Here is a 12,670-nt window from a genome sequence, read left to right on the forward strand (position 1 = left end):
AATGTCGATGTCCTTCAGAAGGGTCGCCGCGCTCGCCACGAGCGCCGCCCTGGCCACAGGAGCCCTGCTCGCGATCCCCGCGGCAGCGGCACCCGCGCAGGCCGCGGACACGTTCCGCATCACGCCGAACCCCGCCTTCGCCGGTGAAGCGTTCGAGGGCTGGGGCACCAGCCTCGTCTGGTTCGCGAACGCAACCGGGAACTACCCCGAGGCCCTCCGCGAGGACCTCTACCAGAAGGTGTTCGGCGAGGACGGCCTCGACCTGAACATCGCCCGCTACAACATCGGCGGCGGCAACGCCTCCGACGTGCAGGACTACCTCCGCCCCGGCGGTGCCGTCGAGGGCTGGTGGAAGCCCGACACCACGGGAGCCGCGTACGGCGGCACCACGACGAACTACGCCGACCGCGCGGCCCTGCTCGCCAAGTGGAACGCCGACGACCCCGCCTCCTACGACTGGACCGCCGACGAGACGCAGCGCTGGTGGGTCGAGAAGCTCGCCGCGGAGCAGCAGATCTCGCACTGGGAGGCGTTCGCCAACTCCGCCCCGTACTTCATGACCGAGAGCGGCTACGTCTCGGGAGGCTTCACCGCCACGAGCGAGCAGCTCAAACCGGCCGCGGAGCAGCAGTTCGCCAAGTACCTCGTCAACGTCACCGAGCACGTGGAGGACGAGTACGGCATCGAGTTCGACACCCTCGACCCCTTCAACGAGCCCAACACGAACTACTGGGGCACGCAGCTCACCAACGGCGTCCCCACCGGCGGACGGCAGGAGGGCATGCACATGGGCCCTGCCCGACAGGCCGATCTGATCCCGGACGTCGCCGCCGCGCTCGAGGCTTCGACCACCGACGCAGGCCTCGCCGCGATGGACGAGACCAACCCCAGCATCTTCACGACCAACTGGGCCGCCTACTCCCCGGCGATCCGCGCCGAGGTCGACCGGATGAACGTGCACACCTACGGCACTTCCGACCGCCTCGCCGTGCGCGACCTCTCGAAGCAGGCCGACACCGACCTGTGGATGAGCGAGATCGAGGGCAACTGGGTCCAGGGCTACGACCCCGCCAACATCGAGAACGGCCTCGGCATCGCGGGCCGCATCCACGACGACCTGCGCGAGCTCGAGCCGAAGGCCTGGGTGCTCTGGCAGCCGGTCGAGGACCTCTACAACATGAGCCCGAAGGGCGAGAACCTTAACTGGGGCTCGATCTTCATCGACCTCGACTGCCAGCCGTACCAGGAGGCGGGCGGCGAGCTCTGGAAGTCGGCCCGCCGCGTCGCCGACGCCGGAGGCGACTCCACCAAGGCCCCCGTCTGCGGAGTCGAGACCAACTCGAAGTTCAACACGATCCGCAACTTCACAACGTTCATCTCTGAGGGCGACCGCCTGATGTCGGTGAACGACACCGCCAGCACCGCCGCGATCCGCGCCGACGGCACGGGCGCGACCATCGTGCACAGCAACACGGCCACGGCCTCGCAGACCATCACGCTCGACCTCTCGCGCTTCGGCACGATCGCCGACGGCGCGACGGTCACGCCCTCCGTCACGACCCAGGCCTCCTCGGCCGCCGCACCCACCGGCAACGCGCTCGTGCAGAAGACCGCGGTCGTCATCGATCGGGAGTCGCGCACCGCGACGGTCACCGTGCCCGCCAAGTCGGTCACCACCTTCGCGATCGACGGAGTGTCGGGAGTCGCCGACTCCGCCCCCGCCCTGCGCGACGGCTACCACTACCAGCTGGTCGGCACGCAGAGCGGCAAGGCTCTGACCGCAACGACGACCGGAGCCGCGACGACGATCACGACGCTCGCCACCGACTCCGCCGCCGCCGCGAAGCAGAACTGGACGGTGCACGAAGTTCCGGCCGGCGAGCGCGAGGCCACCCGCCGCGTCGTCCTCCAGACGACCGACGGACGCGTCCTCGGCGCGACGACCGCCGGGACCGACCTGCGCTCCGTATCGGTCGACTCCGCCAAGGCCACCGCGGCGACGCGCTGGATCGTGAACTCGACCGACGGAGTGAACGTCACCCTCGTCAACGAGTCGATCGCCCAGTCGCTCGACGTCAACGGGCAGTCGAGCGCCGAGAACACCGCGGTGGGCGTCTACGGCTCGAACGGCGGAGCGAACCAGTCGTGGACCCTCCGCGACCTCGCCCCGGCCGCGACGCAGACGGTCGCCGTCCGCACCACCGTGGGCGTCGCTCCGACCTTGCCCGCCTCGATCACCCCGCAGTACTCGTGGGGCGCCGGCTCGCCGGTCGCCGTCACCTGGCAGCGCCCGGCCGACGCGGCCTACGGCACCGCCGGCCGCGTCGAGGTGAAGGGCACCGCGACCGACCTGTTCGGCCAGTCGATCCCCGTCACCGCGCTCGTCGACGTGGGCGGACTCACCGCGACCGACCCGGTCTCGGTGACCGTCGCCTCCGGAGCGAGCGTCGCCGGGGTGAAGGCCGCCGCACCCACCACCGTGCCGGCTCGCGTCGGAGCCTCGACCAGCACCTTCGCGGTGCCGGTCACCTGGGACTGGACGCCGCTCACCACGGCCTCCCTCGCCCAGCCCGGTTCCGTGCCGATCACGGGAACCGCGACCGCCGACGGCGCCACGCTTCCGGCCACCCTCACGGTGCTCGTCACCGCGGGCACGCTCCGCAACGTCAACCCCGATGCGGGCATCGTCGCCAGCGCGACGTCGGCCGAGTCGGGCTACGGACCGGAGCGCACCCGCAACGGAGTCGACGGTGACAAGGGCTGGTCGAACTGGGTCAGCGGCACCAAGGCCGCGCAGAGCACGCTGACCTACACCTTCCCCGGAGCCCGCCAGGTGCAGCGGGCGTCGGTGCAGTTCTTCCGCGACGGCACGAACAGCTGGGCGCAGAGCGCGCAGCTCCAGTACCGCGCCGCGGACGGCACGTGGACCTCGGTCCCCGGCTGGGAGACGGCGCAGCCCGTCGCCTCCCCCGCCGACGGCACCGCGCCCACGCTCGTCGCGAGCTTCGCGCCGGTCACAGCGACCGCGTTCCGCATCGTGATGAACGCCAACGCGAACACACACATGATCGTGTCCGAGGTGAAGCTGTTCGAGTCGGTCGCGTCGCCCGCCGCGGTCAGCGCCCTCGGGGCGCTGCGCGTGAACGGAGTCGGCGTCGCCGCCTTCGACCCGGCCCGCACCTCCTACGCGGTGACCGTCAAGGGCACGACGATGCCGGTGATCACCGCGGCGGCCACCGACTCGGCGGCCCGGGTGCGCGTCACGCAGCCGACCACGGCGAACGGCGGAGTCGCCTCCGTCGCCGTGACCTCGGCCGACGGGACGTCGACCACCACGACGACGGTGACGGTGACGCTCAAGCAGCCCGCCGCCCTCGCCGTCGCGGTGACCGCGACGACCCGCTGCATCACCGGCACGGTGACGCTCACGGTCACGGCGCTGAACAACGCCGGCGTCCCGGTGTCGATGACCGTGGCCTCGGCCTACGGCTCGAAGGAGTTCACCGGAGTCGCCCCCGGCAAGAACGCCAGCGCCGCCTTCTCGACGCGTGCCGCCTCGGTGCCCGCCGGCGAGGCGACCGTCACCGCGACCGGGACCGCCGGCGGCACGACCGTGACCACGGTGATCCCCGCCGCGTACGCCGCGCGCAGATGCAGCTGACGCGCGACTCCTCGTGACCGCCTCCGCCCCTCGGGCCGGGGGCGGTCACATCGTCCACGGCCTCGTAACGAAGGCTGGATCGCCCGAATCCTCGAGAATTCGAGGGGATTCGACCCTCCAGCCTTCATTGTGCGTACTCAGCTGTGGAGTCAGTGCGCCTCGGCCGGCTGACCGCGCTTGAGCAGGCGCGAGACGCCCGTGATCACGGCGACGACGATCAGGCCGAGCACCAGCCCGAACACCATCGAGACGGCGGTGTCGGCGAGCCACACCACGACCGGTCCGGCGCCCTCCACCGCGTGCGTCACGACGTGTACGACGTCCTCGGGCCCGTGCCAGAACGTCTCGGCGAGGTTCGAGATGACCAGGTGGCCGCCGACCCAGAGCATGGCGAGCGTTCCGACGATGCTGATCGCGCGGAACACGACGGGCATCGACGCGACGACTCTGGCTCCGGCCCGGCGCACACCCCGCGCGGCGTTCTTCATCAGCCGCAGGCCGATGTCGTCGATCTTCACCAGCAGCGCGACGGCGCCGTAGACGAGCAGCGTCATCCCGAGGCCGACGATCGCCAGGGCACCGAGCGTCGGGCCGATACCCCCGTCGGTGTCGAGCCCGTCGAGCGCGATCAGCATGATCTCGGTGCTCAGGATGAGGTCGGTGCGGATGGCGCCGAACACGAGCTTCTTCTCGTCGCGCGCCTCCGGTTCGTGGCCGCCGTGCTCCACGCCGAACCACTCGAGCACCTTCTCGGCGCCCTCGAAGCAGAGGAAGGTGCCGCCGAGGATCAGCAGGTAGGGCAGCACCCACGGCGCGAACGCCGAGAGCAGCAGGGCCAGGGGGATGATGATGACGAACTTGTTGAAGAGGCTGCCGAGCGCGATCCGCCAGACGACCGGCAGCTCGCGGGCCGGCGTCAGCCCCTGGACGTACTGCGGGGTGACGGCCGCGTCGTCGATCACGACGCCCGCCGTCTTGGCGCTCGCCTTCAGTGCGGCGGTGAGGATGTCATCGACAACCGCGAGCAGGCCGACCGACATGTGCGTCTCCTTGTGCTTCCGGGGTGAGGAGGCTCACAGTATCGCGCGCCGGGACTCCTCCGACGACGGCTCCGCGCGTGCGACCTGCGGAGCTCCGAGCGACCTGCGGCAGCGGAGCGCGAGAGCACTCTGCCCGGCCGACCCGTCCGAGAGGACCGCGGAAGCCCCGCAGCTCGCACGTCAGCGCGACTCAGGTCGGCGCCGGCCCCGTGCTCTCGCGCACGATCAACTCGGTCGGCACGAGCGTCACACCCGAACGCTCGCCCGACTCGAGCTCGCGCAGCAGGATGTCGACCGAGCGGCGGCCCGTGTCGCCGAAGAACTGCCGCACGGTGGTCAGCGGCGGCCAGAAGCTCGCCGACTCCTGCATGTCGTCGAAGCCGACGACGCTGATCTCGCCCGGCACCGCGCGGCCCGCCTCGTGCAGCGCCCGCAGCACGCCCAACGCCATCTGGTCGTTGGCGGCGAAGATCGCGGTCACCTCCGGGTCGGCGGCCAGTCGCCCGCCGAGGCGGTATCCGGAGTCGGAGGACCAGTCGCCGACGAGCATCTCGGGCACCGGAGCGCCGTGGGCGCGCAGCGTCGACTCCCACGCCTCGTGGCGGCGCTCGGCCGAGTAGGAGCGACCGGGGCCGGCGATGTGGTGCACGGTGCGGTGGCCGAGTCCGAGCAGGTGCTCGACCGCTTGGCGCGCCCCCGAGACCTGGTCGGTGTCGACGACCGGGTACTTGTCGCCTCCGGCCGAGTCGACGACCACCACAGGCAGCTCGGGCGGGAGGACGATGTCGGCCTCGTCGAGCAGGTGCGCCTCGACGATGATGATGACGCCGTCGACCGCCTCCTCGCTCAGCCGGTGGAACGCGACCGTGACCTCGCCCTGGGTGGGGTGCGAGACCGGGATGAGGGTGATGGAGTAGCCGGCATCCGCTGCGGCGATCGCGATCGCGTCGAGGGTGCGCATGTTGCCGAACGAGGACAGCGTGAACATGATCACGCCGATGCTGTGGAAGCGGCCGGTGCGCAGGGCCCGGGCGGCGCTGTTGGGCCGGTAGCCGAGCGCGCGCATGGCCTCGAGCACGCGCTCCCGCGTCTCGCCGTCGACGTTCTGCTTGCCGTTCGAGACCCGCGACACGGTCTGCCCCGAGACGTTGGCGCGCCGGGCGACATCGGCCATCGACACTCCGCGGCGCGGCCTCGCGGAGGCGGGAGTGCGGTTGGTTTCGAGTGCCATGGGGTTCCTTCTCTCCCGCGCTCTCCCTCGCCAGTGGTGCAACGTCGAGCGACCGTGCCACGCGAGCAGTCGCGGGTGGTGACGTGGACATGCTACGGTGGCGCTCTGCCATGTTGACGTGAACATGACCAACCGGCACGACTCCCGAACGGACACCCATGACGACGACGTCTCCCCCCGTCCCGCTGAGCGAGGTGGCACCTCCAGCGCCGCCGCTCGCGACTCCCCGCTCGCGCGCGAAGAGCGAGTGGAAGGGCCTGGCGTTCGTCGCCCCCTTCCTCGTCGTGTTCCTCCTCGTCTTCATCGCCCCGGTCGTCTACTCGATCTACCTCAGCCTGTTCCGCGAGCAACTCGTCGGCGGCAACTCCTTCGTCGGATTCCAGAACTACGCCGCGATCTTCAGCGACCCGAACTTCTGGGAGGGCTTCGGCCGCGTCCTGCTGTTCCTGGTCGTGCAGGTGCCGGTGATGCTCGTGCTCGCCCTCGTCGCGGCCCTCGCGATCGACAGCGGACGCCTGCACGGCACCGGTTTCTTCCGCATCGTGGTCTTCCTCCCCTACGCCGTCCCCGCGGTCGTCGCGGTGCTGATGTGGGGCTTCATCTACGGAGACACGTTCGGCCTCGCCGCGAACGTCAACGACCTGCTCGGCTCCGACGTGGTGCAGCCGTTCTCGCGCGACTGGATCCTCGCCTCCATCGGCAACATCGTCACGTGGGAGTTCGTGGGCTACAACATGCTCATCTTCTACTCCGCGCTCAAGACGATCCCCGGTGAGCTCTACGAGGCCGCCGAGATCGACGGCGCCGGCCCGATGCGCGTCATCCGCTCGATCAAGCTGCCGGCTCTGCGCGGCGCGATCGTCATCGCGACGATCTTCTCGATCATCGGCAGCTTCCAGCTGTTCAACGAGCCCAACATCCTCCGGACGCTCGCGCCGAACATCATCACCACCTACTTCACCCCGAACATGTACGCCTACAACCTGTCCTTCGCCGGTCAGCAGTACAACGCGTCGGCCACGGTCGCGATCGTCATGGGAGTGATCACCGCGGTGATCGCCTACGTCGTGCAGCTCCGCGGCGCACGGAAGGAGAACTGATGGCCCTCGCGACCGCTCCCCGAGCCGGAGGCGCCTCCCCCAGGCCCCGCCGCGGCTCCTCCGTGCAGCCGAAGAAGTCGATCGCCTTCACCCTGCTGATGTCGGTCTTCATCCTCTACAGCCTCGTGCCGCTGGCCTGGCTGGTCATCAACGCGACGAAGACCCAGGCGGGCCTGCTCTCGAGCTTCGGCCTCTGGTTCGACGGCGACGTCGTCTTCTTCCAGAACATCGCCGACACCCTGAGCTACCGCGACGGCATCTTCCTCCGCTGGCTGGGCAACACCCTCCTCTACGTCGTGGTCGGTGCCGGAGGCGCGACGCTGCTCGCCACGCTCGCCGGCTACGGCCTCGCGAAGTTCCGCTTCACGGGCCGCAAGGCGGTCTTCGCCGTGGTCCTCGGAGCGATCGCGGTGCCCGGCACGGCCCTCGCCGTCCCGACGTTCCTCCTGTTCAGCCAGCTCGGCCTCACCAACACCCCGTGGGCGATCATCATCCCCTCGCTGATCAGCCCGTTCGGCCTCTACCTGGTCTGGGTCTACGCGGTGGAGTCGGTTCCCACCGAGCTGCTCGAAGCGGCGCGGATGGACGGGGCCGGCGAGTTCCGCACCTTCTTCACCATCTCGATCAGGCTCCTCGCCCCCGGCATCGTGACCGTACTGCTGTTCTCGGTCGTCGCGACCTGGAACAACTACTTCCTGCCGCTGATCATGCTGAGCGACCCCACCTGGTACCCGCTCACCGTCGGCCTCAACCAGTGGAACGCGCAGGCCACCGGCGTCAGCGCCCAGCCGATCTACAACCTCGTGATCACGGGCTCGCTGCTCACGATCATCCCCATCGTCGTCGCCTTCCTCGGACTCCAGCGCTTCTGGCAGTCCGGCCTGAGCGCCGGCAGCGTCAAGGGCTGAGCCCCCCCCTACCCCGGTCGGAGCGTCCTGCCCCGCACCACCTGCAGCACCCGCAGCACGAAGAAGTGAAGGGAAACACCCCAGTGAAAAATGACACTGTGAAAAATGGCACCGTGAAGACCGCCCGCTCCGCCCTCAGGCGGACCCTGACCGTCGCGGCCGTCGCGGCCCTGGCCGCCGGCTCCCTCGCCGCCTGCTCGTCCACCTCCGGCGGCGGCACGACCAGCGCCGGCTCCGCCGCCGACCTCGACGCGGCCCTCGAGGCCGGCGGAAAGATCACCTACTGGAGCTGGACCCCCAGCGCCGAGGCGCAGGTCGCCGCCTTCGAGAAGGCCTACCCCGAGGTCGACGTCGAGCTCGTCAACGCCGGCACCAACAAGGACGAGTACACCAAGCTCGAGAACGCGATCAAGGCCGGCTCCGGTGCTCCCGACGTCGTGCAGATCGAGTACTACGCCATGCCGCAGTTCGCCCTCTCGGACTCGCTCCTCGACCTGTCGCAGTACGGCATGGGCGACCTCGAGGACACGTACTCCGCCTCCACCTGGGGCAGCGTGAACATCGACGGCAAGCTCGTCGGCCTCCCGCAGGACTCAGGCCCCATGGCGCTGTTCTACAACAAGAAGGTCTTCGACCAGTACGGCATCGCGGTCCCCGCCACGTGGGACGAGTACGTCGCGGCCGCCGAGAAGCTGCACGCCGCCGACCCCTCGAAGTACATCACCGCCGACACCGGCGACGCGGGCTTCGCGACCAGCATGATCTGGCAGGCGGGCGGCACTCCCTTCACCACCGACGGCACCGACGTCACGATCGACCTCGCCGACGAGGGCACCGCGAAGTGGACCGGAGTCTGGGACAAGCTCGTCGAGGGCAAGCTGCTCTCGGACACCCCCTCCTGGGGCGACGAGTGGTACAAGGGCCTGGCCGACGGCTCGATCGCCTCGCTGGTGACCGGCGCCTGGATGCCCGGCGTGCTCGAGTCCAGCGTCCCCGACGCCTCCGGTGACTGGGCCGTCGCGCCCATCCCCACCTACGACGGCACCGCGGTGAGCGCCGAGAACGGCGGAGGCGGCCAGTCCGTCACCAAGCAGAGCGAGAACCCGGCGCTGGCCGCCGCGTTCCTGCGCTGGCTGAACAGCGACCAGGCCTCGGTCGAGGTGTTCCTCGAGAGCGGCGGCTTCCCGGCGACCACGGCCGACCTCGACAACCCCGACTTCACCGGCCAGGAGTCGGAGTACTTCGGCGGTCAGAAGATCAACGAGGTGCTGACACAGGCCTCGAAGGACGTCCGCTCCGGCTGGTCGTACCTGCCCTACCAGGTCTACGCGAACAGCGTCTTCGGTGACACCGTCGGCCAGTCCTACGCCAACGGCACCAGCCTCGAGAAGGGCCTCGCGGACTGGCAGAGCACGCTGGTCCAGTACGGCAACGCGCAGGGCTTCACGGTCTCGGAGTAGCACCCACTGCCCGAGGCGGGGCCGGCCGGATCGCTCCGGTCGGCCCCGCCTCGTCCCACCCCGGGCTCGACGACCTCGCGCTCGACGCATCCCGAGCCCGATGAGCCCGAGCCCGACGACCCCGAGGGGGATCCAGATGACCACCGTTCCCGAGAGCCGCTTCGCCATCGGCGCCGACGACTTCGAGCTCGACGGCCGCCCGCACCGCATCCTGTCGGGGGCGCTGCACTACTTCCGCGTCCACCCCGACCTGTGGGCCGATCGGATCCGCAAGGCCAGGCTGATGGGCCTGAACACCATCGAGACCTACGTCGCCTGGAACGCGCACGAGCCCCACCGCGGCGATTGGCGCGAGGACGCAGGGCTCGACCTCGGCCGCTTCCTCGACCTCGTCGCCGCCGAGGGCCTGCACGCGATCGTGCGGCCCGGCCCCTACATCTGCGCGGAGTGGGACAACGGCGCCCTCCCCGCCTGGCTGTTCCGCGACCCCGAGGTGGGCGTGCGCCGGTCGGAGCCGCGCTACCTCGCTGCCGTGAGCGAGTACCTCCGCCGGGTCTACGCGATCGTCGCGCCGCGCCAGATCGACCTCGGCGGGCCGGTCGTCCTCGTGCAGATCGAGAACGAGTACGGCGCCTACGGCTCGGACAAGGAGTACCTGGCCGAGCTGGTGCGCGTCACCCGCGACGCCGGGATCACGGTCCCGCTGACCACCATCGACCAGCCGACGCCGCAGATGCTCGCCGACGGCAGCCTCCCCGGCCTGCACCTGACCGGATCGTTCGGCTCGCGCGCCGCCGAACGCCTCGCGACTCTGCGCGAGTTCCAGCCGACCGGGCCGCTGATGTGCATGGAGTTCTGGTGCGGCTGGTTCGACGACTGGGGAACGCAGCACCACACGACGGATCCGGACGCCTCCGCGCGGGAGCTCGAGACCCTGCTGGCGGCCGGCGGGTCGGTCAACGTCTACATGTTCCACGGCGGCACCAACTTCGGGCTCACCAGCGGAGCCAACGACAAGGGCCGCTACGCAGCGATCACGACCAGCTACGACTACGACGCTCCGCTGGACGAGGCGGGCGACCCGACAGCCAAGTTCTGGGCGTTCCGCGAGGTGATCGCGCGCTACGCACCGGTCCCCGCGGAGGTGCCCGCCGTGAGCGGTCCCGCCCCCGCCCTCACGGCTCCGCTGGTCCCGGGGCCCGCGCTGCTCGGCCTCGACTCGGCGTTCGGGCCGCCCGCCCGCCTCGACGCGATGGCGACCTTCGACGATCTGGGCCACGACGACGGGTTCGTTCTGTTCACGACCGTTCTCGACGGCTCCTCCGCACCCGCCCGCCTCGTGGTGGGCGAGGAGGTGCGCGACCGCGCCTGGGTGCTGCTCGACGGCGCGCCGGTCGGCGTGCTCGCACGCGACCACCACGAGCGGGCGCTGATGCTCCCGAGGGGGAGGGGCGAGCTGGCGATCCTGGTCGAGAACCAGGGCCGGGTGAACTACGGAGCGCGGATCGGCGAGCACAAGGGCCTGGTCGGCGGCGTGCGGCTCGACGAGGTGGAGCTCGAGGGCTGGACGGCACGGGCGCTCGTACCGGACTGCGTGCCGGAGCTGGTGGAGGCCGGCGCGGCGGGGACGGCGTTCGCCGCGGGGCCGCAGCTCGCCTCCGGTGTCGTCGAGCTCGACGAGCCCGCCGACCTGTACCTCGACACGCTGCACTGGGGCAAGGGGCTCGTCTGGGTGAACGGGTTCCTGCTCGGCCGCTACTGGCGGCGCGGACCGCAGCGGACGCTGATCGTGCCCTCACCGGTCACCCGCGCCGGACGCAACCGCGTGGTGATGCTGGAGCTCGAGGGGGTCGCGGAGCCGGAGATCCGGCTGCTGGCCCGCGCGGAGCTGGGGCACACCGAGGTCTGACCTGCAGAACGAAGGCTGGGAGCGTCGAGGGACGCCAATCGGCGTCGATCCGGCCGCCTGGCCTTCGTTATGCAGGCACCGCCGCGCCGCCGGCGCTCTGCCGGCGTCAGGCGCCCTGGTGGGCGAGGTGCTGCTCGCCCTCTCGGGCTGCGCGGGATCCGACACGACGAGCAGGGTCTCGACGCTGCGCCCGTTCACCCCGACGCTGCCGTCCCCGACGCCCGCGAGAGTCCGCCTCAGGCCAGCCACGAGAGGGTGCCGCCGTGGGCGGCGGCGCTCGCCAGGGGGACACCGTCGGCGGCGAGGAGGAACGGGGTCGGGTCGGGAGCGACGCGACCACCGCGCGCCTCGACCAGGTGCGGGAGCAGCGCCTCCGCCTCGAGGGTCACCAGGCTCACGCCACGGTCGGCCACCGTCGCCAGCACGCTCTCGCGCGCGTCCCACGGCAGGTAGACCAGCGTGCCGAGCGAGACGACCACCGTGCGCACCCCGCGGGGCACCGCGTCGAGCAGGGCCGGCAGCCCGGCCGCGGCATCGCCCGCGGCGATCACGGGTGGATCCTCCCGCAGCACCGCCAGCGCCTCGCGCAGCCGCGCGGTGCGCTCCGGCCGGTCGGGTGGCAGCAGCGCCTCCAGCCAGGCACGGTCACCGGCCGCGCGCACGTCGAGCGGACGCAGGTCGAGGCCCCGCCGCCAGGCCACGACCGGAAGCCGTGAGGGGGCCGAACCTCCCGTCACCGTGCAGCGCAGGAGGGGCGCGCCGGCCCCCAGCCGCACCTCCCCGCCCGCCGCCTCGAAGGCATAGGAGTACCGCTCCGGCACCAGGCACAACCCTGCCGAGGCGCCGATCTCGACGAGCGCGACCGGCTCGCTCGGCTCGGTGATCCGCTCCAGTGCCGCCACGAGCGCGGTGCAGCGCAGGGCCTCGTTCGTCTGTGTCCTCCGCTCGGAGGCGACCGGCGCCACTCGCGCCCACTCCACCCGGAGCCACTCCGCGAAACCGGCACCGTCGACGTCCGGCACTCCGAGCAGCCGCGCCACCGAGAACAGAAGCGACGGCTGCCGGTGCTGCACCGGGAGGCCGTCGATCAGGTCGAGGAGGCGGGCGTCTCCGGCCACGGCGAGCGCCCACTCCACCTGCCGCTGCGAGGTCTGCGCGAGTTCGACGGCGGCGCGACGGTAGCGCTCGGCGGTGGAGGTCATGCCTCCATCCTGCGGGAGGAGGCGCAGCGCCCGATTCCGCGTCCGCCGACGAATCCCTCCGCCCTCGCCGCGATCACCGAGCATCACCCACGTCCGAGCCCCTCGGCACCGAGGAATCCCCACCTCCGACACCGCCCTCCTGGGAGTCCGCACCACGCG

At 70.9% G+C, this 12,670-nt stretch carries 8 protein-coding genes; 5 read left to right on the forward strand and 3 right to left on the reverse strand.

All coding sequences use genetic code 11. The features are described 5' to 3' along the window. The first annotated feature begins 7 nt into the window (after positions 1-7). Positions 8-3,661, forward strand: a complete 3,654-nt coding sequence (locus tag GSU10_RS14550) for a glycoside hydrolase (RefSeq protein ID WP_158286141.1) — start codon at positions 8-10, stop codon at positions 3,659-3,661. A 149-nt stretch (positions 3,662-3,810) separates the two neighbouring features. On the opposite strand, the gene GSU10_RS14555 is transcribed toward GSU10_RS14550, so the two are convergent. After that, a complete protein-coding gene (locus tag GSU10_RS14555) occupies positions 3,811-4,701 on the reverse strand; it encodes a DUF808 domain-containing protein (protein WP_068209244.1) in 891 nt (296 codons plus the stop codon). A gap of 190 nt (positions 4,702-4,891) precedes the next feature. Next, on the reverse strand, positions 4,892-5,932 hold the full coding sequence (locus tag GSU10_RS14560) for a LacI family DNA-binding transcriptional regulator (RefSeq protein WP_068209247.1): 1,041 nt from the start codon (positions 5,930-5,932) through the stop codon (positions 4,892-4,894). A gap of 158 nt (positions 5,933-6,090) precedes the next feature. On the opposite strand from GSU10_RS14560, the gene GSU10_RS14565 reads away from it, so the two are divergent. The 4 genes from GSU10_RS14565 to GSU10_RS14580 all read left to right on the forward strand — a co-directional run bounded on the left by GSU10_RS14565 (position 6,091) and on the right by GSU10_RS14580 (position 11,309). After that, entirely contained in the window at positions 6,091-7,032 is a 942-nt protein-coding gene (locus tag GSU10_RS14565; protein WP_068209250.1) for a carbohydrate ABC transporter permease, read from the forward strand. Between the two features lie 98 nt (positions 7,033-7,130). Next, positions 7,131-7,940, forward strand: a complete 810-nt coding sequence (locus GSU10_RS14570) for a carbohydrate ABC transporter permease (RefSeq protein ID WP_236713544.1) — start codon at positions 7,131-7,133, stop codon at positions 7,938-7,940. A gap of 113 nt (positions 7,941-8,053) precedes the next feature. After that, positions 8,054-9,400, forward strand: a complete 1,347-nt coding sequence (locus tag GSU10_RS14575; RefSeq protein WP_082845027.1) for an ABC transporter substrate-binding protein — start codon at positions 8,054-8,056, stop codon at positions 9,398-9,400. Positions 9,401-9,536: 136 nt separating this feature from the next. Beyond that, entirely contained in the window at positions 9,537-11,309 is a 1,773-nt protein-coding gene (locus GSU10_RS14580) for a glycoside hydrolase family 35 protein (protein WP_068209254.1), read from the forward strand. A 236-nt stretch (positions 11,310-11,545) separates the two neighbouring features. Here the strand turns inward: GSU10_RS14580 and GSU10_RS14585 are convergent, their stop codons facing one another. Continuing rightward, positions 11,546-12,511, reverse strand: a complete 966-nt coding sequence (locus tag GSU10_RS14585; protein WP_158286140.1) for a DUF2332 family protein — start codon at positions 12,509-12,511, stop codon at positions 11,546-11,548. Between the last annotated feature and the right edge of the window lie 159 nt (positions 12,512-12,670).

The sequence above is a fragment of the Rathayibacter tanaceti genome (assembly GCF_009834165.1).
Lineage (GTDB): Bacteria > Actinomycetota > Actinomycetes > Actinomycetales > Microbacteriaceae > Rathayibacter > Rathayibacter tanaceti.

Excerpts from the sequence above, each read along its gene's own strand:
- GSU10_RS14560 (WP_068209247.1), bottom strand. The coding sequence starts at position 5,932 with ATGGCACTCGAAACCAACCGCACTCCCGCCTCCGCGAGGCCGCGCCGC.
- GSU10_RS14580 (WP_068209254.1), top strand. The coding sequence starts at position 9,537 with ATGACCACCGTTCCCGAGAGCCGCTTCGCCATCGGCGCCGACGACTTC.
- GSU10_RS14565 (WP_068209250.1), top strand. The coding sequence starts at position 6,091 with ATGACGACGACGTCTCCCCCCGTCCCGCTGAGCGAGGTGGCACCTCCA.
- GSU10_RS14550 (WP_158286141.1), top strand. The coding sequence starts at position 8 with ATGTCCTTCAGAAGGGTCGCCGCGCTCGCCACGAGCGCCGCCCTGGCC.
- GSU10_RS14585 (WP_158286140.1), bottom strand. The coding sequence starts at position 12,511 with ATGACCTCCACCGCCGAGCGCTACCGTCGCGCCGCCGTCGAACTCGCG.
- GSU10_RS14555 (WP_068209244.1), bottom strand. The coding sequence starts at position 4,701 with ATGTCGGTCGGCCTGCTCGCGGTTGTCGATGACATCCTCACCGCCGCA.
- GSU10_RS14570 (WP_236713544.1), top strand. The coding sequence starts at position 7,131 with ATGTCGGTCTTCATCCTCTACAGCCTCGTGCCGCTGGCCTGGCTGGTC.